The following is a 20,962-nucleotide window of genomic DNA, read 5'->3' as shown; positions in this document are numbered from 1 at the left end:
GAATTGGGCACAAGAGGTAGAGGGGCAGGGAGAAGGGGGGAGAATAATAAATTACCTCTTATCCCCTCTGCTCCCTTCTCCCTGCCCCTCTACCTCTTGTGCCCAATTCCCAATGCCCAATGCCCAATTCAGACAAATAACTTAACAAAGACTCTTGCTGCGACCTTGAGGTTGTAGAGTGAAATCAATTAGCCCTCTAGATTGGCGATTGATAACTAAAAGGGAAAATAATCATGGTTCAACGTGGTTCTAAAGTACGTATTCTCCGCCCTGAATCCTACTGGTTTCAGGATCTAGGAACTGTGGCTTCCATTGACCAAAGCGGCATCAAATACCCTGTAATTGTCCGCTTTGAAAAGGTCAATTACTCTGGTATCAATACCAACAACTTTGCCCAAGATGAATTAGTCGAGGTTGAAGCACCAAAGGCTAAACCAGCTAAAAAATAGCAGCAAAGCTACAAGGGGGTTGTTTGATGCGATGATGAAGGGTAGTCTTAAGTCTGAAGTATGAAATCTGAAAATTTCAGTTCATTCATTCTTCACCCTAGCCTACCCTAATCTATGAGAGCCGCCCTGCGGGTATTCACGGTTTCTTTTGGGTAATAATACGAGCCATCTACGGATGTGTAAGTTAGTATCCCATCTCTTATTTATTTGAACCCCCAAGTACATCAAAATTGTCTGCTTAATCAGCTTAAATGCCTGAACTGCCTGAAGTTGAAACAGTCCGAAAGGGTCTAAATCAATTGACCCTTAAGCAAGAAATTACGGGTGGAGATGTGTTGCTCAATCGCACCATCGCCTACCCGTTTTCTGTTGGTGAGTTTGTTGATGGAATTGAAAAAAATGCGATCGCTACTTGGCATCGTCGTGGTAAATATCTCCTGGCCGAACTCTCTTCCCCTTCTTCAACCAGTTGGCTAGGGGTTCATCTGCGAATGACCGGTCAATTACTATGGCTGCATCGAGATGAACCATTACATAAGCACACGCGGGTTAGATTATTCTTTGGGGATCAGCAGGAATTACGTTTTGTCGATCAGCGCACCTTCGGTAAAATTTGGTGGGTTCCGCCTGGTGTTGCTGTAGAGAGTATTATCACTGGTTTGGCAAAACTGGCAGCAGATCCATTTTCGCCAGAATTCACTGTCGAATATCTAGCAAGCAAACTCAAAAACCGCCGCCGTCCGATTAAAACTGCGCTACTCGATCAGTCTGTGGTGGCGGGATTAGGCAACATTTATGCCGATGAAGCCCTGTTTAAGAGTGGAATTTTACCTGAAACTTTGTGTATAGATTTGCAGCTAAAGCAAATTGAGCTTTTGCGAACAGCCATAATTCAAGTTTTAGAAACCAGCATTGAAGCTGGTGGTACGACATTTAGTAATTTCCTAAATGTTAAAGGTACTAACGGCAACTATGGTGGTGTTGCCTGGGTTTATAATCGCGCTGGAGAACCCTGTCGAGTTTGTGATACGCCAATTCAACGGATTAGGCTAGCTGGGCGATCTAGTCATTTTTGTTCCGAATGTCAAACGCCAGGGGGAATTAGGAGTTAGGAGAGACGCGATTAATCGCGTCTTTACAGAAATTGTTACTTCTAATTCGGAAGTCTCCTAAAATGCAGATAAAACAATCTAGAAATTTGAGAGGGGAATTCATGGCGGTTAAAAAGGGAGATATGGTTCGCGCTATCCGCGAGAAACTGGAAAACAGTCTGGAAGCAAAAGCCAGTGATACTCGCTTTCCTTCTTATTTGTTTGAAACCAAGGGTGAAATAGTAGATGTTAAAGGTGATTACGCCCTGATTAAGTTCGGCAAAGTGCCAACGCCAAACGTTTGGTTACGCGTCGATCAACTAGAAGAGTTTAAATAAGCAAAAAGAATTCAGAAGTCAGAATCCAAGAGTCAGGATGAATTCTGACTCTTGAATTCTTGTTGATAAAAATCGCACTTTAATAATTATGTCTTTTTCTCCTAACTCTCCAATTGTGTGTAATTTACCCCGTGTCACCATCGTGGGTGCGGGTAGAGTTGGTAGCACTTTAGCTCAACGCATTGCAGAGAAAAACCTTGCAGATGTAGTTTTATTAGATATTATCGCGGGAATGCCCCAAGGTTTGGCGCTGGATTTGATGGAAGCCAGGGGAATTGAAATACATAATCGCCAGATTATCGGCACAAATAATTATGCTGATACATCTGGTTCTCAAATTGTGGTCATTACCGCAGGACTTCCCCGCAAACCAGGGATGAGTCGGGATGATTTGCTGAAAACTAATGCCAAGATTGTGGTGGAAGCGGCAAAAAATGCGATCGCTCATTCTCCCAATGCTATTTTTATTGTCGTCACCAATCCATTGGATGTGATGACTTATTTAGCTTGGCAAGCTACAGGTTTACCACGCGATCGCATTATGGGTATGGCTGGTGTCTTAGATTCCGCCCGTTTTGAAGCCTTCATTGCCCTAGAATTGGGCGTTTTGCCCGCCGATGTCAAAGCGATGGTATTGGGTAGCCACGGCGATTTAATGGTTCCCCTGTCTCGTTATGCTACCGTCAACGGCATTCCCATCACTGAATTGCTGGATGCAGCCACAATTGAACGCTTGGTAGAAAGAACTCGCAACGGTGGCGCAGAAATTGTGGAATTGATGCAGACGGGTGGTGCTTTTTTTGCTCCGGCATCAGCTACTAGCGTGATGGTAGAATCGATTTTATTAAATCAGTCGCGGTTGTTGCCTGTAGCGGCATATCTGCAAGGTGAATACGGTTTAGAAGATGTTGTGATTGGTGTTCCCTGTCGGTTGGGATGCGGTGGAATTGAGAGTGTATTGGAATTGACACTCAGCGATGAAGAAAGAGAGGGTTTGCATACTTCGGCTCAATCTGTGCGTCAAAATATTGAGCGATCGCAGGAAATTTTGGGTAACAAAAATAATTCGTAATTCAATATGAGTTCGATGGACTATATAGCAATACGCTTCAGTTAAAGCTAAAACTGTTTGTCAAAGTCAATTTTTTAACGAACCGCCAAGGACGCAAAGAGCGCAAAGAGAAGGAAGAAATGCTTAACTGAATTGTATTGGCCTATAAAGAAACCTCTCCCTGATTTGAGGGACTTCCAGTTAAAAAATATCCTATCCCTACAGGAAGCTCCGCGTTCGCGTAAGCTACGTAGGGGCGCAAGGCCTTCATAGGTGTCAACTTAACGTGAAAGCCGAGTCTGATAAGCATTTCAAAAATTTTCGATGTACCACCTAGATTTTTGATCCCCCCTAACCCCCCTTAAAAAGGGGGGAACTAGAGTTTTTTGCCCCCTTTTTAAGGGGCTTGGGGGATCTAAAACTACGGTAAATTGAGTGTTTGAGCTTAAGTTGACACCAATGAAGGCCTTGCGCCCCTACAAATCTACAAATAATTTAGGGTAATTTATTTTTTGCAATTCCCTTATTACATAAAACAGTCCCTCTCCGAGTCGGAGAGGGACAAACTTGAACTAAAGTTCAAGGCAGGGAGAGGTTTGTCAAACTCACCAGAATGTTTGTGCCATTCGCGTTAACGACGGTAATCCTCATCTGCGGGGTCGCCGTAGGGGTCTTCGCTGGCTGGGCGGACATCACCAAACTCCCCTGTGTCTGCGGGGTCGCCATAAGGGTCTTCACTAGCTGGGCGAACGTTGCCGTAAGACGATATATCTGCGGGGTCGCCGTAGGGGTCTTGACTGGCTGGAATAACGTTGCCGTAAGATGCTGGGTCTGCGGGATCGCCGTAGGGATCTTCGCTGGCTGGACGTACATCGCGATCGCGGAATTCAGCATTTTGATCAGCTTGATCGCTGTTCGATCCCAAGAGTAAATCTTTCGCCTTTCGGAAAAATTCATTTACCATAATCTGTCTCCTGATTTAAGTTCGTGTTTCCGACGTGCGCGATGGCGTTATCCTCCGGGAAACCCGCTTTATATTTACACACGCTTCGCCGATCTAGATTGCTGGTGCTGCGGATGAAGTTATACCAGTTAGATCGCGACCTGTGGCACTCCGGTTATAGCCCTGGAATTCCCGATACTTTTGTGCTTCAGATTCGGGTACTCGGATTCCTTCTGCTGGTGGCGTTACCCAGTGAGCGCGATGTTCAGCATCGCGGTAGTATACGCGCCCGTTCTTGGAAAGATAGTACTTACCCTGCGCTCCTTCTTGGGGAGCATTCTTATGCTGGTTGTACATGTAGTAAAGTGCCGCAGCCCCCGCCAAAAGTGCCACTTTTTGACCTGTACCCAATCCTTTCTTAACTTCGGTTTGGTTTGTGCGATCGCTGACTGTTCTACCAACGGTATCATCAACAGGTGGTGGTACTGAAGCTTTTTGGGAACCGCCTCCGCAGCTACTCAGCAAGGGTACCATTAGCAATGCCGAAAGTAGCACTGCAAATAGACGCGAAACTATTTTACGTTCTTTAAATATTGTGTTCATTGGATTTCTTCATCACCTGTATTTGCTAAAAGCCTTGCTGTTGCAAAAACCAAGTTGGAAATCCTGTTATTTCACCTGGGATTGAAAAAACATATTTCACTTAATTTGTAACTTGCACAGCTACAGCGTTTCACTTTTATGATGATCGGTTTCCTCAAATCTTCCATCCTGCCTTTGAGAGAAATTGCATTCATCCCAAAGAAATATATTATTGATTTTTAATTAATCTATTGAGCTGAAACGCCGAAATGTTCAGCAATTCCTCGGTTATTTTTTCTGGGTAAATCAATTACAAAGATACAGCTACTATGATGATCTTTGTCAAAAAATAGATTAAATATGACATCAAAAAATACACCCCAAACTAGCACTCGTCTCCTTTTGGCTTTGTGGGATTTGGGAGGAACGCAGCAGGAAGTTAAAAAGGGTCAACTTAGCAAGCGCATTGTATCTAAAAGCCAGAAGGTAGCAGATTATCAGGGTTCATTTGAAGAATTGCAGAATCAGGGTGCGATCGCAATTTCCAAAAAGGGATATTCTCTAACATCCCCCAAGGGGTTAGAGGTATTGAGTGAGGGTTTGAGAAGTGGCGATTTTAAATTTGAAGGGACGATTGTCGGTACTTGGGCGGCAAATGCGTTGTTGCAGTGGATTAGTCAGATTGATGTTGCAGTAGTTAGTGCAGATGTACCAGTTAACGGGAAAGGTGCGTTAGCGAAGCTTTCCGAACGAATCGCATCTTACGACGAGTTTAAATCTGTGGCGTTGGAAGCCTACGACAAGCTGAACTATGAATACAACTTTAATAATCTAGTGCCAATTTATCGCATTAGAAGAGGAATTGGCGATCGCGTTAGTCGTACAGAGTTTAATGATTGGCTGCTGGAAATGCAAGCCAACGACATTTTGCAACTACAAGGCGGAACTGTAGAAGATAATGCAAGCGACAAAATAGAAGATTCTATTACTACAGAACTCAATGGATTACGCTGCTACTCAAAACGTCTGAAACCTTAAACTTTCTTAGACTCTTTACTCATAAACCTCACACTACTATGATTAATAGCACATCTACCATTGACGAACTAATTCAGAAACAAAACCCATTTGCAGGGCATCTTGTTGTTAAACCGCAGCAAATATGGGGAAAAAGTTTTCCTGATGTACCTTCAATTAATGTTCATGCCTCTAATGCAGTATTTGATGCAATTGACAAAATACAAAAAGGGCAGCGTTCAACTGTAGGTATAACTATTGTAGCCGAAAGAGGGCTAGGTAAAAGCCATATTATTAGTCGAATTCGCCATCATTTACAGGCAGAAACTAATAGCTTATTTATTTACATGAGTAAATATGATAACTTAAATCAAATCAAATATGAATTTTTACAAAGCGTTGCCTCTAGCCTCAGAGCATTTGGTAGTCAAAAAGTGATGCAGTGGCAAGAAATTGCGGCTGCTTTAATTAACGAAGCGAAGCAATGGAACTACACACCACAACAGTATATTAGTCAATATCCAACTTGGTTAAATAAACATTCAACGAAGTTAGTTGAACAATTTACAAAACTAGTTCTGTCAATAAAGCCTGAAATTAGCAACCCTTACATAGTTAAAGCAATTTTATGGACGCTTTCTCCAGTCCATATTAACTATGCAAATCGCTGGCTATCTGGTTTAGAAATAACACAGGAAGAAGCTGAAGAAATGGGTTTGCCAAATCTAAACAAAGAAGATAGAGAGACTGAATCATTACGTAATATTCGGCAAATTCTAGATATCACTAGCTATTATAGAATTCCAGTAATTTGCTTTGATGAATTAGATAATGCAGACGTTGCAGAAAATGGCTTGACAACAGCACAAGTTATTGCAAGCTTAGTTAAGGATCTATATAACAATCTCAAAAGAGGTGTTTTTCTGTCGGCTATGTATCCTGAAACTTGGAATGAGCAAATCAGGCTTTTGCCACAAGCTGAGGCAGTCATTGATAGATTAGTAAGTGAAGAAGCTGATAGACAACCAATTGAATTAAAATATCTCAATTCTGATGATATTATTTCTCTTGTTAAAGGATGGTTACAAGATTTTTATCAAGAAAATCAACAAATACCTCCTCATTTTTTATACCCGTTTGATGAAAATAAACTTAGGCAACAAGGCAAAGAAAGACCTACTGTTAGGTCAATTTTAAAATGGTGCGCAGACAATTTTTTACTAATGGAATCTATTGATTGCACAACTGATATAAATCAAGGCTTTAGTGAGAAAAATCAAATAAAAAGCAATATTGACTTTAATGAAAAAGAATCAGTTAATGTCTCTCTTGTTGAAACATATTTCCAGAAAGAATTAGTAGAGGTTAATCAGGTTATTGATGAACTATTAGAGGATGAAGTAGCAATTTCCAACGCCCTTCGACTTTCCATCTATAGCTTAATTGGAGAAACTATAGAAGGAGTAACAATTGAATCACTTGAAGAAGTAGAGCCTACCGCAGTAAATAATGGGTTTATGGATTTCAAAATTATTGGCAAAATGATTGGCAAAAGGAACAAATTAAGGATTGGAGTAGATGTAGTTCAGCAGGATGGTGCAAATGTAGGTGCTGCATTGAAACGACTAATTGACTACGAAACATTTAATTTAACTCGTGGTTGCTTAGTTCGTACAAACGTTATTCGTCAAGCGGCAACAGTTGCCAGAGATCGCTTGCGAATACTATTAGACAAAAGAAAAGGCGGAAAGTGGGTAGCTCTAGAAAGTGAAGATATTCAACCCCTTTTAGCCATTTTATGGGTTTACTGGGGCAGTGAAAATTATGGAATTAAAGAGGAGAAAGAGATTTTAGATTTTCAAGAACAGGTTTTAGATTTTATTAAGCAGCGAAAAATAGCAATGAATAATCCTCTTATTCGAGAAATCATCAGCCCTCCTTCTTATGATAATTGGGTTGATAATGAATTTCCTATTTCAATTCCTAAGCCTATTGCTACTACTGATAACATTGACCTAAATCTGTAGCTAACTAGAAATGAATCAGCAGTTTTCCATTCCAACAGCACTGTGTTTACCCGTCCCTGATATTGAAGCCTTAATACAGGGGCGGACAATTGCAGCTCTACCCAAGATGTTTATTCGTCCTGGGCAGAGATTTGCACTTTATCCTGCTGACTCTTCAGGTTCAATAAAAGCTTGGGCTAAATGTGAACTTTGCCAAATTTTAGACGAGACTAAGCCATTAGATATTTTGTCTAAATTAACAATATGGACACCAAAAGTATTAAAGGAGATACTACAAAAACAACAGTATCTTTTCCTGGCTTACTTACGCGTCTATCAGTTACCTCAGTTACAAGAAATATCAGTCAATCCCAACATTCAGGAAAAGCTAGGGAAATTTGTTAGTTTACTTAATTCTCTAACGGTTTCTGAAGCCAACCCAGTAATAAACGATCGCACCTTCGCCCAACGCAAACGCCAATTAGAAAAGCTAGAACCCCCGCTACATCATGAATTGGAAGAATTGCAGAGTGCGATCGCATCCCTAAGCATTAGCCAACCAGCAGCGAAACTATTAGACGACGATATCAAAGTATTTTTAGGTTGGAGTAGTGGCAAGCTCATTAAACAACCCAATCCAGATTTAGCTTGGATAAATGATATTACAAAATTGGGCGATCGCAGCATCGAACAAGATGAGGGTAAAAATAACTATCAAGCTGGTACAGATTTTGAAATCATTGCACGCCGTAGTCTTAATTTTTTAGGATTCAAGGTTGAAGAAGACTACAAAGGCGGTGCAGGTGGCTTAGACTTGTTTTGCTCACAACCTTATCCTCTTGTATGCGAATGTAAAGCAGGTAAAAGCATTCCTGATCGTGCAGTAGAAGAATTAGATAGGATTGGTAAAAGGCATCTAAAAGAAAATTATCTTCAAGCTGTAAGGTTAATTATTGGCCCAGGTAAACCCACTAAAAATCTGAAAGAATCTGCTGAAATATCGAAAATCAGTATTATAAATGTAATGACTCTACAAAAGCTAGTTGAATTCAAAGCAAAATATCCAGGTGCTATTAACTTAGTCGAATTACGGCAATATCTAGAACCTGGGCAAATTGACTATAGAATTGATGAATATATTGATAAAGCTGAGAGAGAAATTAAGTTGCGATCGCAGATAATCACAGCAGTCAAAGAACTTTTTGAACAAGACAACGAAACTGCAAAAGCTACACATCCGAGTTTCACCGTTACAGAAATTCGTGTTCATTACAATGCTACTCATAATCCCCGGCTAAATGATGAAGTAGTTCACGATTTACTGATTGAACTTTCCTCACCCTTAACAGGCTATTTAGGGCGAATTAAAGGTAGTGATTGGAATGGCAATCACTTTTACTTCCTCCGTGATTTAGCTATTAACTAAAAACAGCAAAATATATTTCTTTTCTTCTTTCTGCGTCTCTGCGGTTCGTTTCAAAGTAACTGAAGTGCAAGTTGTTTTGCGGTTAATTCATTTATGAATAATTAATACTATCTATTGACTTAACTTTATTTTTATGAGTCTCAATAAAGAGCGATCGCACAACCCACCACAGCGATCTTCATGTTCTCTCAGTATATTTTATTTATAGTTACAAACTTTACAAAAATTTTATACTTAAACACTGTGTAATTTCATTTACATGAGACAAGAGATTTAGTACTGTCGAAGAAACACATTATACTTACTACACTGGTGTTCATTGATAACCAACCCGTACCAAGTTTAAGACTTAGGTGAGATGACCCATGTATTATCAAATTTGGAATTTCTTTCTTAAAGAAGATAAATACATTTATTGGAAAGAACAAATAAAAGTTAACAAAACTTGTAACAAAGTTGTATGGCAAAAGATTATTGATTTTTTGTCTTTAGTAGAGCAAACTTTCCAATTGAAAAGTCAACTAGCAGAAACCGATAGCCTTGAGCCATTTCTTAAGTTAGCAAAGGATAATGGTCATAATTTGACGGCAGAACAACTTGCGTGGTTTCTAGTTACAAGAAGACAGATTTGGGATCTTTTTGATTTTGCACAAAAAACGCCATCTCTCAAAGAAGAATTGCTCATTGCGAAAAATCCGCAGCAGTTCGTCAACATAGCTGCTGATAATGGCTATTCCTTTTCTGTAGAAGAATTAGCTTGGCTGTTAATTGAAATCAAATCATCGCCAGAAATAGTATCTATCAACAACAGTGTTGGGGAGATTCTCACAGGTTCAAACTACGGCAGAATTGACATAGGGTACTGGATTTGGCTAGCAGAAGACTGGGGAATTGTGCCACCATTCTGTCATCGAGAGAAGCCGGGTAATATATTATTTGGAGATGCCAATAATCCTTTTTTACTCGATCGCTGTTTTCTACCCAAAAGCTATCTTAATCAACGCCTTTTGGTAAGTATTAATTCGTAATGATGTATATAGTAATCTGTGCAGGAGTTAGGAACAAAAATATGCTCGATTTTTATAAAAAGTCGAGTATCTAAGCCTCTTGATATAGCTGCGTCAAAATTCAAAAAGTTAAATTAAACTTATAAAACTTAACTAGGAATTGTAAGTTACAAATTATACGGCAAAGCATCCTAGATAAAAGTTTTATCTAGGATGCTTCACAATCAAAAATTGTTGCTGATACAACAATTAGGGACAAAATGTGATATTTAAACTAGAGCTATCAGCTAGCAGAAACGGTTAAACTGCCGGGTTTCTGAAGATCACCTTGCAAAACCACACCTCGCTGATTGGCATGGATATGACGCAAAATCTTGTAAATTGCCTCAACTTGGTCTGATGCGCCAGCTTTCTCGGCGAGTTCGTCAAGAGAAATGGGAGTTTTTTCTTTTTGCAGCACTGCTACCACTCGTGTTTGCAAATCGAGAATGGAGGCAGCAGCTTTTTTGCCAGCTTCTACCCCTGGCTGATGGTAGGCGTTGACGTTAACCAAGCTAGCGTATAAACCAACAGCACGTTCATACAAAGCTATTAATGCCCCTACAGTTCGGGGGTTAACTTGGGGAATGGTAACTGTAATTGAATCGCGGTGATTTTCATAAAGCGCTTGTCGGGTTCCTTGGAGAAAACCGGAAAGATAATCGCCTGATGTAACTCCCGGATCTATTTCAGTGGATGGGCCCTGACGATCTTCCAACACTTCAACAAAGGTAGCAAAGAAATTCGCTACACCCTCACGTAACTGCTGGACATAAGCGTGTTGATCTGTTGAGCCTTTATTGCCATAAACGGCGATGCCTTGATGGACAACGTTACCGTCTAAGTCCTTTTCTTTGCCCAAAGATTCCATCACCAGCTGTTGCAAATAGCGACTGAATAAAAATAAGCTGTCTTTGTAAGGTAAGACAACCATATCTTTTTCGCCCTTTCCATTGCCAGCAAAGTACCAAGATAAAGCTAGCAAGGCTGCTGGGTTATTTTTCACATCTGGGACGCGGGTAGCGTCATCCATTTCTTTTGCACCATCTAGGATGGCGCGAACATCAATGCCCTGTAATGCGGCTGGTACTAGCCCCACAGCAGACATTTCTGATGTACGTCCTCCTACCCAGTCATACATGGGAAATCTGGCCAGCCAACCTTCATCTTTGGCTAGTTTATCGAGATTGCTGTCAACGCTGGTAATTGCTACCGCATATTGAGCAAATTCCAAATTATGTCCGGCGTAAGCTTTTTTAACCTCAATCATGCCGTTGCGGGGTTCTGGTGTTCCCCCAGATTTGGAAATCACCAATACCAAAGTGCTGGCGAGGCTATTTCGTAGATGATTGATGACGCGATCGATACCTGCCGGATCGTTGTTATCGATAAAGTGAAGTTTCAGAGGTGGGAAATCAGGAGCGAGAGCTTCTGCGACGAATTGGGGGCCGAGGGCGGAACCACCAATGCCAATGGAGATAATATCCGTGAAGCGGCTTGCTCTGGGAGGATGAATAGCACCTGTTTGGACTTTTTCCGCAAAAGCTTCGATTTGTTCTAGGGTTTGGACAATTTCTTGTGTAAGTTCTGGAGTTGGCGCTAAATCAGGATTTCGCAGCCAGTAGTGTCCAACCATGCGGTTCTCGTCGGGATTTGCGATCGCACCCTTCTCCAGTTCAGCCATATCCGCAAACGCCTTGTCAAACTTCGGCTGCAACGATTCCACGAAGGCATCATCGAACCGCATTCGACTTATGTCTAAGTACAGTCCCAATCCCTCGTGGAAATATAACCAGTTTTGGTATCGTTGCCAAAGTGCCCTAGCATCCATAGGGAAATCTCAAATAAAGTGTTTTTCAAAAACCAGTTTAGTGTAAGGTTATAGCGATCCCTGCCTAGCCTTATACAGTTTACAGTTTTAAGTGTTCCCTTAACTCTTCACTTTAAACATCTGGCATAGGAATGACACGCAGAAATTTCACAATTTCACCCCTGATTTCTATACCAATCAGGTAATTATCCAGTGTGAAACGGTGAAAAATGCCTTCACCATCAAGCTGTCGTAGTTCTTTTAGATCGCTCAGTTGCCACTTTTGGGCTAACTCAACAAAGACAAAATCATGCACCCGCTCGTAAGCAGCAGGTTCTAAATTTTTCAGGTCTAGCAAAAAAGACCTTGCATAGCGCATTTCTAGACTCACTAGGCTTTACCTTAACCAAAACTTGAGGGGCCACTGGCACAAGAAAAGAAAGCGCTGCTGAATCAGAAAAACATCAACAGTCGTACCGCTTCTTCATGGGTTAAGATATCCCACGGTTGCTGCGCTCGCTTAACTTGTTGTATCGCTTTGAGCATATAAAAGTCATAATATAAACCTTCCAGAACGTTCCAAATGTCTTGCAAATCGTCATCACCTAACTGCTCGATTAAGTGATGCATTCTCAGCCTCAGCAAATTCATAGGCCAATTTTTACCTACAACCCAACACCAACAGTAAATATTATTCCCACAAAATTAGCAAAGGTTAACGGCAATGTAGCACTATGCTCAAGCTACGCTAAAATTTATTCGCCCAGTGAAGAGGCCTACGGTGTACACACATCTTTCTAGAAAATCAAAATCGTCGTAGATCCCCCTAAATCCCCCTTAAAAAGGGGGACTTTGAGAGCTTTTTGCCCCCCTTAAAAAGGGGGGTTGGGGGGATCAAAAGCTTGTGGTGCAACTTTAGAAGACTTGTGTGTACACCGTAGGTGAAGAGGCAGGGGGGAGAATAATAAATTACCTCTTATCCCCTCTGCTCCCTTCTCCTGCCTCTCTGCCTCTTGTGCCCAATTCCCAATGCCCAATTCCCAATTTCCAATTCCCAATGCCAAAATAACTATTTAATATGGTTGACTATCTAATTTTCTTAGCAATTTCTACAGCACTTTTTGCTTTATTCGGACTGGGACTCAATTTACAGTGGGGCTTTACAGGGTTAATTAACTTTGGTCATATTGCTTTCATGACCCTTGGAGCGTATACAACGGTATTGTTAAGTTTAAAGGGCGTGCCCCTATTGATATCGGCACTGGCTGGGGCAATTGTTGCCGCCTTGTTGGGTTTGATAATTGGTTTTGCAACTCTACGCTTACGGGAAGATTATTTAGGAATTGTCACCATTGGTACGGGTGAATTAATTCGTTTGGTGGTAAATAATCAGGATTTACCTGTGGGTGATACCTGGGTTTCTGGGGCGTTTGGTGTGCAAAGTTATTCCATACCCCTATCCACAGAGCCGAATTTGTTTGTCAGATTAGTGATGATTGGGTTGTTAACTCTACTAGCTGCCGTAACTTTTTTTACGTTATGGCAATGGATTCGTACCACCCAAATATCTCGGACTACTGATTTAGGTAAAAGGACAACTAGCAAGCAAGAATTTTTGTCGCGCTTGGTTGTGGGAATTATATTAGCAGTTTTGGCAACAGCAATTTATATTTCTGGGGTAATTGGACTGTATAATTACAACCCAAAAGCGGGTTTGATGCTGGTGTTGCTGTTGGTTTTAGCACTTGTATACTGGCGCTTAGAAATTTTGGTGCGATCGCCTTGGGGTAGAATTCTCAAAGCCATCCGTGAAGATGAAGAAATTCCCAAGGCGCTGGGAAAAAATGTCTTTTGGTATAAATTACAATCTCTCATGTTAGGGGGTGCGATCGCGGGTATCGCTGGTGCTTTCTTCGCTTGGCAACTCAGCGCCATTTACCCTGATAATTTTCAACCACAGATTACCTTTGACACTTGGATCATGGTGATCTTAGGCGGTTCTGGGAATAATGTTGGCACAATCTTAGGTGCGGTAATTTTCTTTGCTTACGATGCGCTAACGCGGGAAGTCTTACCCAGAATTGTCCCCCTTGATGAAGCCCGTTTGGGCGCATTTCGGATTATGGTAATCGGACTAATTTTGATGATACTGATGATTTGGCGACCTCAAGGTATCTTAGGGAAAAAGGAGGAACTTACCCTTGGTAAATAACCAGTCATCGCCACTTCCTCTTTTGGTAGCCACTGGACTTTCTAAAAGCTTTGGTGGTGTCAAAGCAGTTAATGAGGCGAAAATCGAAGTTGCTAAAGGCAGCATTACGGGCTTGATTGGCCCCAATGGTGCTGGTAAAACCACTTTATTTAACTTACTCTCAAACTTCATTCGCCCCGATAAAGGACGAGTAATTTTTGACGGCGAACCCATTCACAATTTGCAACCATATCAAATCGCCCAACAGGGAGTAATCCGCACCTTTCAGGTTGCACGGACTCTCTCGCGGTTGTCGGTGTTAGAAAATATGCTGCTGGCAGCGCAAAAACAAACGGGTGAAAATTTTTGGCAGGTACAGTTGCAACCGCACCTTGTCGCTAAGGAAGAAAAGCAACTCCAAGAGCGAGCAATGTTCTTATTAGAATCAGTGGGTTTGGCAAAAAAAGCACACGATTATGCTGGTTGCTTGTCTGGTGGACAACGCAAGCTGCTAGAAATGGGACGGGCGCTAATGACTAATCCCAAGTTAATTTTGTTGGATGAACCGGCTGCTGGGGTGAATCCGAAACTGATTGATGATATTTGCGATCGCATTATCACTTGGAATCGCCAAGACGGAATGACCTTTTTGATTATTGAACACAATATGGATGTGATTATGTCCTTGTGCGATCGTGTTTGGGTGCTTGCCGAAGGACAGAATTTAGCTGACGGTACACCCGCAGAAATTCAAAGCAATCCCAAAGTTCTAGAAGCTTATTTGGGAAAATAATTTATCAAATGTTTTGGACAATAAATTCCTCTTTACGGATTTGTTATATGTTCTTTTCGCCTCTGTGGTTAAATAAATTAATTTTTTAAACCGCAGAGGCACAGAGAACGCTGAGAAATAAGAGTTTTAGAGAGTTCTTGCGTAAGTCCTATATCTAATTGAAAAGTTCAAATCCCCAACTTCTCAAAGAACTTGGGGATTTTGTTGTTAAATTTAACTAAACTGCTCCCCTGCATCCAGGTTGAACAGCATTTGCAGGGTTTGCATACAGCGCCGTCTAGCTTCAACATCTTGCTGCGATCGCAACTGTACCATCGGGTCATGTAAAATTTTATTGACAATTCCCCGTGTTAATGCCTCAATCACCTCTTGATGTTTTTCAGCGAATTCCGAACCCAATCTTGATAAAGCTTTTTCTAACTCTTGTTCGCGGATGGTTTCGACTTTATTTCGCAGACAGCTAATAGTGGTAACAGTTTCAAGAGAGCGCCACCAAATATCAAAGGCTTCGACTTCTTCTTCTAAAAGTTTCTCTGCTTCCTGTGCAATCTTCCGACGGCTTTCGTAGTTTTGCGCTACTACTGCCTTCAAATCATCCACATTAAACGCCTGTACATTTTCTAGTTCATTTACATCCGCATGAACATTACGCGGCACAGAAATATCAAATAACATTAGAGAGCGCTGAACTTCTAAAACCATTTCCAATTTGGCACGGTCAAGTATTGGCTCTGTAGCAGAAGTACTTGTAAACACCAAATCACTATCGGCAATTACTGCCATCATTTCCGATAGTGGATGAATATTGATCGGTTGTTGAGGGAACTGCTTTGTTAATTCTAGGGCGCGATCGCGAGAGCGATTTACAATACTAATTTCCACAGCACCTTTAGAAATTAGGTGTTGCACCAGCAGCCGCGACATTTTACCAGCACCCAGAATTACCACTCGGCAAGCAGCTAAATTTGCTACTTTAATTTGTGCTAACTCCACAGCTGCCGAACTGATAGAGACAGCGCCAGTACCAATACTAGTTTCAGTACGAACCCGCTTACCGGCTGTCAACGCTTGTTTAAATAATCGATTCAAAATGGTTTTTATACCACTATATTGCTGTCCCAGTTTGTGAGTAGTCTTCACCTGAGCCAGAATTTGACCTTCTCCAAGTACCAGACTATCTAAACCACCTGCTACCCGCATGACATGCATTACTGCATCATCATGTAGCAACATAAACAAGTGTTGTCGCAGAGAAAGCACGGGTAATTTACTGTATTCTGCAAGAAACTGCGTTACTTCCCGGATACCTTGGTCTGCTTCACTGGTGACAATGTAAATTTCCAGGCGGTTACAAGTGCTAAGAATTGCAACTTCGTCAATATGGGGATAGCTGGCCAGTTGAGCGATCGCACTTTCAATTTGTGGTTCTGGAATGCTCAGTTTTTCCCGGACTTCTACTGGGGCTGTTTTATGGCTTAACCCCACCACTGCTATATTCATTTGCTAAATTGTAGTTACTAGTTGGTAGTTGGCAATCTGGTATTAAGTAAGAATAGGGAATGGGGAACTTTTGTTTATTGGTTGATAGTTTTCCAACCAACCATTAATCACTAACTACTAACTACTAACTACTGTAAAGGTAAAGCATTTTGGTGATGATTTTTCCGTTTTATAGAAACATTTCTTTCCAAATACTTTAACTCTACTTTTACCATTCCCCATTCCCTAAAAATTAGTTCAATTGGAGAACTTTTGGTTCACCAAACAAGTGAATTGTATCAACAAATCGAGCAGTTTTGGATTGGTTAGAAATTACCAAGCTTTGAGTTCTTGCACCGTCTTTGAAGAAACGTACACCTTGCATGAGATTACCACTGGTAATGCCGCTAGCTGCGAACAGAATAGTTTTACCAGATGCCAGTTCATGAGCATCATAGACCTTATCGGGGTCATTAATATTCATAGACTTTAAGCGCTCGATGTTGGCTTCTCTGCTTTCTCCAATCAGACCTGTTTTGACTACAGCTGGATCGTAGATCAGTTGACCTTGGAAGTGTCCACCCAAAGCACGCATTGCTGCTGCTGAGATTACGCCTTCAGGAGCCGCACCAATACCCATCAGAGCGTGGATATTGGTTCCAGCAAAACCGCAGCTAATCGCTGCACCCACATCACCGTCTGAAATTAGGGCGACTCTCGCTCCAGCCTCACGGATTTCCTTAATTAAATCGTTGTGGCGTTCGCGCTTCATGACTACGATCACAAGTTCTTCAATACTCCGATCTAGACACTCAGAAAGAATCTTGAGGTTTTCTGTTGCTGACTTGTTGATGTCTACCTTGCCCTTAGCTGCGGGGGGTGCTGCTAACTTCTTCATGTAAAAGTCAGGAGCAGCAAATAATCCACCCTTTTCAGAAATTGCCAAGACAGCCATCGAACCAGGTTGTCCATAAGCTACCAAGTTGGTACCTTCACAGGGGTCAACAGCGATATCAATTTCAATTAATTCATCAGGGTTACAGACACTTTCGGCATTTGGTTGGGTACAGATACCAACTTCTTCCCCGATGTATAGCATAGGCGCGTCGTCACGTTCGCCTTCCCCAATCACAATGCGACCGCGCATGTGGATTTTATTCATCCGCTCCCGCATAGCTTCCACAGCTACCTGGTCAGCGATGTTTTTTTCGCCTTTGCCCATCCACTTTGCAGATGCGATCGCGGCTTGCTCTACTACTTCAATAATCTCTAAACCAAGTGTATTTTCCACAGAGTTTGCCCTCTCAGCTGCTTGAATTTGCGTCGTTTTATCTGCCTATTTCAGTTTTCAAGTCTACCAAAGGGCGGATACACGTGGAAGAAAGTTAAGTTTTACTGCTAACTCGTTAGAAAAGTGCCAGTTAAGACATCCTAATTTTTCACTCCTACAACTCCAGTATAAAACCTGTTTAAAAGTTACTAAGTTAAGAACTGGTACAAATATTTAGCAGTGTAGATCCATAATGTTGCTTTTATTCAGGTCTATCTTGAGGTATAAAATAACAAAGAAGAAAGCTAGTCGATTCACTAAAAACTGAAAAACGATGCACAGAGTAAATATCTTGTCAAATTAAGAGGTTAATCGTGTTTATCGACTACATCACTTTAATGTTAATCAATATGGTAGCTGGGTTATTTCTACTGGCTGACTATGTATATCGTGGTATAGATAGCTCTAATCAAAGGCAGTGGATTCCCGGTTTCGGGATTACAGGCGCGATCGCACTCACAACTGGTTTACACATGAGTTTCACTTGGCCCGTTATTGGTAGCTTTAATATTGCTTTCGGTGAAACAAGTGTCTTATTTGGAATCTTGTTTGTTGCGGCTGCGGTTTCTCTTGCTCAAGGTTGGGATTTATCGACAATAGCAATTTACGGCTTTTTTGCTGGTCTAGTTGCGATCGTAGTGGGTTTCCGCATCATCAACATGAATTTGACTAAGCAACCGCTTTTATCGGGAATCGGCTTTATTTTAACTGGCTTAGGTGGTATTTTTGCAGCACCAACCCTCTACTGGAAAACCAACCGAACCTGGCGGCTAATTGGCGTAGCAGTGCTAATAGTAGCCGCTCTAATTTGGGCATTGACTGGATATTTGGCTTACTGGAATCATTTAGAGGGTTTTCAAAAGTGGATTCCAGCGCCGATGCGGTAAGCAATGATCTAGGCTAGAGACATAGTTAAAATCTTGCTTAAGACAATATGCTGGACTTTCTTAATCCCTTATTAAATCGCCATCCAGAGCGAGTTAAAGCCAACGTAGAGCTTTACACCTGGCAAACTTGCCCTTACTGTATTCGTGCCAAGATACTGCTGTGGTGGAAAGGTGTAAATTTTACTGAATATAAAATCGACGGTGACGAAGCAGCCAGAGCTAAAATGGCAGAACGCGCTAACGGTCGACGTACCGTACCGCAAATTTTTATTAATAACCAGCACATTGGTGGCTGCGATGACCTCTATCAGCTAGACACACAAAGCCAACTCGATCCCCTTTTAGCCCAAGTCGCTATTTAGAAATCAAATTAGCCCCAACCCTAGGGGCACACAGTTATGCATTGGTATCAACTTAAGCCAAAGCAAATGGAATAGAGCCTCCGGCACGCTACGCGAACGCGGCTATACAAACGTACCCATTGGCCAATCCACAGGGTAGGGTGGTTTCATACAACCAGAGAAAAACTAAAACCGGGTTTCAAAGCCTATCGACCTTTCGGAGAGAGGTTTGGAGAGGGGTAAAAAGCCATGCCACAAAACAAGAAATAAAAACTTATATATTTTTCTTTTTTCGTATGAAACCACCCTGCATTGGCGAATCCACAGGGTAGACCGCCTCCTCGGACTAACGGGAAATTAAGGCTTTTTAACTAACCCACGGAGGTGGGTTTTGTTTGTGTAGACGCGGTTTCTAACCGCCCATTTCTTGTTAGATTATCTTGCCCGTCCAAAGGCGAGCATAATTTTAAAATTTTTATATTGATAAGAATATGCTAACTAAATACACACAATATCTTATACATCAACAATGGATGAATTGTGCCTTAGAATTAGCAAAAGCAGCAGGTGATGCAGGTGAGGTTCCCGTAGGTGCTGTTATCATTGATTCAACAGGCAAATTGCTGGCACAAGGAGAAAACAGAAAAGAACGCGACAAAGACCCTACCGCCCATGCGGAAATTCTCGCTCTCAAGACAGCTGCAACAACTTTACAGAATTGGCATCTTAATGAATGTACCCTCTACGTAACTCTTGAACCGTGTCCGATGTGTGCAGGTGCTATTTTGCAAGCGCGTGTCGGACAACTTGTATATGGAGTAGACGATACAAAAACTGGCGCAATACGTACAGTTATTAACATACCCGATAGTGCTGCTTCTAATCACCGTCTCCAAGTCATTGGAGGCATTCTAGAGTCAGCTTGTCGTCAACAATTACAGGCTTGGTTTGCTACTAGGCGGCGTAAGGTAAACTAACGGACAGAGGTAAAACTGTCCATCTAGTACGACACAAGTCACGCAAGAGAATCTACGGTGTAACTAATCAGGCTTTTCGTTAAATTTTTACCCGTCAATCAGCTGCATCCGTCATGATGGAATTTTACTCTTCATCCGATCCCTGCCAGCGCCCACCAGCAAATCATCAGGTAGCTGGTACTACCTCAAGGGTTTCTCCTTGGTTAAGTCCTCTGGCATATTTATTAGGTCGTCACTGCCTATTACCATTATTCTTTGGACAAATTAGAATAACCGGACAAAAAAATATCCCTACAACTGGGCCTATTATCCTCGCGCCTACTCATCGGGCACGTTGGGATGCATTACTTGTACCCTACGCGACTGCTGATTGTCGCAGAGAACAAGACCTGCGGTTTATGGTGACAATTGACGAATGCCAAGGTTTACAAGGCTGGTTTGTCAAACGTTTGGGGGGGTTTCCTGTAAATTCTAAGCATCCGTCAATCCGCACACTGCGACATGGAGTTGAGCTACTTCAACAGAAAAAAACCCTGGTAATTTTTCCAGAAGGTAATATTTTTCGTGATGGCCAAGTTCACCAATTGAAGCCGGGAATTGCTCGTCTTGCTTTGAGTGCTGAATCTAGTCATTCTGGACTGGGAGTGAAAATTATACCCATAGGTATTAATTACAGCCAACCTTACCCAAATTGGAGTACAGATGTCAGTATTGACATTGGCTCCCCAATCAGAGTAGCGGATTACATGAGTGGTTGTATAAAACACGATGCCAAAAGCATCACAACTGATTTAGGAAAGGCACTGCAACAATTAAGTCATCAAGAAACAAAAATTACTAATCACGCATTTGCAGAAATTACTAACTCTTGATCTTGTCAAAAGGCAAAAGTTCCAATACTGCCTCTTAACCACTGACCGTGCATGATTAAGAAACTGCACGTTTTCAATATTTGACACTAATTGCTAACTAGCTATATCCATCCTGAATTAAGTCACTAAAGATTTAGTGCTATTTTGCAAGCTTTGAGGATGTATACATATATAGATTACTCCCTATTGACAGGATATTTAGCCAAATTGGCATTTTTTTGAGTAAATAGCTAATAATTGTCTGCAAACTACTGAATCGCTTTAGAAGAAACATTTTTGCTACTTTCAGTTAGATAGTTACAAGGTGGTTGCGAGTAAACCGATGATTGGAAA

At 41.6% G+C, this 20,962-nt stretch carries 21 protein-coding genes; 14 read left to right on the top strand and 7 right to left on the bottom strand.

The genetic code is table 11. The features are described from left to right. Positions 1 to 233: 233 nt before the first annotated feature. The 4 genes from G1O98_RS09430 (at position 234) to mdh (ending at position 2,950) form a co-directional block, all read left to right on the top strand. Positions 234 to 449, top strand: a complete 216-nt coding sequence (locus tag G1O98_RS09430; protein ID WP_012410286.1) for a photosystem I reaction center subunit IV — start codon at positions 234 to 236, stop codon at positions 447 to 449. A gap of 251 nt (positions 450 to 700) precedes the next feature. After that, on the top strand, positions 701 to 1,561 hold the full coding sequence (locus G1O98_RS09425) for a DNA-formamidopyrimidine glycosylase (protein WP_163928555.1): 861 nt from the start codon (positions 701 to 703) through the stop codon (positions 1,559 to 1,561). Between the two features lie 101 nt (positions 1,562 to 1,662). Further along, on the top strand, positions 1,663 to 1,878 hold the full coding sequence (locus G1O98_RS09420; protein ID WP_114082812.1) for an NAD(P)H-quinone oxidoreductase subunit O: 216 nt from the start codon (positions 1,663 to 1,665) through the stop codon (positions 1,876 to 1,878). An 88-nt stretch (positions 1,879 to 1,966) separates the two neighbouring features. Beyond that, positions 1,967 to 2,950 (top strand): malate dehydrogenase, encoded by a 984-nt coding sequence (gene mdh / locus G1O98_RS09415; RefSeq protein ID WP_163928554.1) that lies wholly within the window; start codon positions 1,967 to 1,969, stop codon positions 2,948 to 2,950. A gap of 610 nt (positions 2,951 to 3,560) precedes the next feature. On the opposite strand, the gene G1O98_RS09410 is transcribed toward mdh, so the two are convergent. Continuing rightward, positions 3,561 to 3,893, bottom strand: a complete 333-nt coding sequence (locus G1O98_RS09410) for a translation initiation factor (protein WP_163928553.1) — start codon at positions 3,891 to 3,893, stop codon at positions 3,561 to 3,563. A 93-nt stretch (positions 3,894 to 3,986) separates the two neighbouring features. Then, the gene (locus tag G1O98_RS09405) at positions 3,987 to 4,475 is read right to left on the bottom strand and encodes a hypothetical protein (RefSeq protein ID WP_163928552.1); all 489 of its coding nucleotides are present in this window, start codon (positions 4,473 to 4,475) and stop codon (positions 3,987 to 3,989) included. Between the two features lie 339 nt (positions 4,476 to 4,814). Between G1O98_RS09405 and G1O98_RS09400 the strand changes: the two genes are divergently transcribed. The 4 genes from G1O98_RS09400 to G1O98_RS09385 all read left to right on the top strand — a co-directional run bounded on the left by G1O98_RS09400 (position 4,815) and on the right by G1O98_RS09385 (position 9,931). Beyond that, positions 4,815 to 5,492, top strand: a complete 678-nt coding sequence (locus tag G1O98_RS09400) for a hypothetical protein (RefSeq protein WP_163928551.1) — start codon at positions 4,815 to 4,817, stop codon at positions 5,490 to 5,492. 38 nt (positions 5,493 to 5,530) lie between these two features. After that, positions 5,531 to 7,498 (top strand): hypothetical protein, encoded by a 1,968-nt coding sequence (locus tag G1O98_RS09395; RefSeq protein WP_163928550.1) that lies wholly within the window; start codon positions 5,531 to 5,533, stop codon positions 7,496 to 7,498. A gap of 10 nt (positions 7,499 to 7,508) precedes the next feature. Beyond that, on the top strand, positions 7,509 to 8,903 hold the full coding sequence (locus tag G1O98_RS09390) for a DUF1802 family protein (protein ID WP_163928549.1): 1,395 nt from the start codon (positions 7,509 to 7,511) through the stop codon (positions 8,901 to 8,903). Positions 8,904 to 9,268: 365 nt separating this feature from the next. Further along, complete coding sequence (locus tag G1O98_RS09385; protein WP_163928548.1) at positions 9,269 to 9,931, top strand: Nif11-like leader peptide family natural product precursor; 663 nt, start codon at positions 9,269 to 9,271, stop codon at positions 9,929 to 9,931. A 262-nt stretch (positions 9,932 to 10,193) separates the two neighbouring features. On the opposite strand, the gene G1O98_RS09380 is transcribed toward G1O98_RS09385, so the two are convergent. The 3 genes from G1O98_RS09380 to G1O98_RS09370 all read right to left on the bottom strand — a co-directional run bounded on the left by G1O98_RS09380 (position 10,194) and on the right by G1O98_RS09370 (position 12,410). After that, positions 10,194 to 11,780: a glucose-6-phosphate isomerase gene (locus G1O98_RS09380; RefSeq protein WP_163928547.1), complete on the bottom strand. Its 1,587-nt coding sequence runs from the start codon at positions 11,778 to 11,780 to the stop codon at positions 10,194 to 10,196. A gap of 112 nt (positions 11,781 to 11,892) precedes the next feature. Further along, positions 11,893 to 12,150 carry a hypothetical protein gene (locus tag G1O98_RS09375; protein WP_012410276.1) on the bottom strand — a complete coding sequence of 86 codons (258 nt, stop codon included), beginning with the start codon at positions 12,148 to 12,150 and terminating at the stop codon, positions 11,893 to 11,895. Between the two features lie 62 nt (positions 12,151 to 12,212). Beyond that, on the bottom strand, positions 12,213 to 12,410 hold the full coding sequence (locus tag G1O98_RS09370) for a hypothetical protein (protein ID WP_114082804.1): 198 nt from the start codon (positions 12,408 to 12,410) through the stop codon (positions 12,213 to 12,215). Between the two features lie 427 nt (positions 12,411 to 12,837). On the opposite strand from G1O98_RS09370, the gene G1O98_RS09365 reads away from it, so the two are divergent. Both G1O98_RS09365 and G1O98_RS09360 read left to right on the top strand, forming a co-directional pair. Further along, positions 12,838 to 13,971, top strand: coding sequence for a branched-chain amino acid ABC transporter permease (locus G1O98_RS09365; protein ID WP_163928546.1), 1,134 nt, complete (start codon positions 12,838 to 12,840; stop codon positions 13,969 to 13,971). Then, complete coding sequence (locus tag G1O98_RS09360; protein ID WP_163928545.1) at positions 13,961 to 14,743, top strand: ABC transporter ATP-binding protein; 783 nt, start codon at positions 13,961 to 13,963, stop codon at positions 14,741 to 14,743. The genes G1O98_RS09365 and G1O98_RS09360 overlap by 11 nt, the downstream gene beginning before the upstream one ends. A 213-nt stretch (positions 14,744 to 14,956) precedes the next feature. Here G1O98_RS09360 and G1O98_RS09355 read toward each other — a convergent pair whose 3' ends face one another. Both G1O98_RS09355 and glpX read right to left on the bottom strand, forming a co-directional pair. Next, complete coding sequence (locus G1O98_RS09355; protein WP_163928544.1) at positions 14,957 to 16,243, bottom strand: glutamyl-tRNA reductase; 1,287 nt, start codon at positions 16,241 to 16,243, stop codon at positions 14,957 to 14,959. A gap of 232 nt (positions 16,244 to 16,475) precedes the next feature. Next, positions 16,476 to 17,513, bottom strand: a complete 1,038-nt coding sequence (glpX, locus tag G1O98_RS09350) for a class II fructose-bisphosphatase (protein ID WP_163928543.1) — start codon at positions 17,511 to 17,513, stop codon at positions 16,476 to 16,478. Between the two features lie 353 nt (positions 17,514 to 17,866). Here glpX and G1O98_RS09345 point away from each other — a divergent pair, with 353 nt between their 5' ends. The 4 genes from G1O98_RS09345 to G1O98_RS09330 all read left to right on the top strand — a co-directional run bounded on the left by G1O98_RS09345 (position 17,867) and on the right by G1O98_RS09330 (position 20,629). Continuing rightward, positions 17,867 to 18,439: a DUF981 domain-containing protein gene (locus G1O98_RS09345; protein WP_163928542.1), complete on the top strand. Its 573-nt coding sequence runs from the start codon at positions 17,867 to 17,869 to the stop codon at positions 18,437 to 18,439. A gap of 47 nt (positions 18,440 to 18,486) precedes the next feature. Beyond that, positions 18,487 to 18,801, top strand: a complete 315-nt coding sequence (gene grxC / locus G1O98_RS09340) for a glutaredoxin 3 (RefSeq protein ID WP_114082796.1) — start codon at positions 18,487 to 18,489, stop codon at positions 18,799 to 18,801. A gap of 470 nt (positions 18,802 to 19,271) precedes the next feature. Then, positions 19,272 to 19,757, top strand: a complete 486-nt coding sequence (gene tadA, locus G1O98_RS09335) for a tRNA adenosine(34) deaminase TadA (protein ID WP_163928541.1) — start codon at positions 19,272 to 19,274, stop codon at positions 19,755 to 19,757. 113 nt (positions 19,758 to 19,870) lie between these two features. After that, on the top strand, positions 19,871 to 20,629 hold the full coding sequence (locus tag G1O98_RS09330; protein WP_163928540.1) for a 1-acyl-sn-glycerol-3-phosphate acyltransferase: 759 nt from the start codon (positions 19,871 to 19,873) through the stop codon (positions 20,627 to 20,629). The last annotated feature ends 333 nt before the right edge of the window (positions 20,630 to 20,962 follow it).

It is taken from the genome of Nostoc sp. UIC 10630 (assembly GCF_010747425.1).
Taxonomy (GTDB): domain Bacteria; phylum Cyanobacteriota; class Cyanobacteriia; order Cyanobacteriales; family Nostocaceae; genus Nostoc.
Note: the sequence above shows the minus strand (reverse complement) of the source record. Positions and strands in the feature narration are given on the sequence as shown.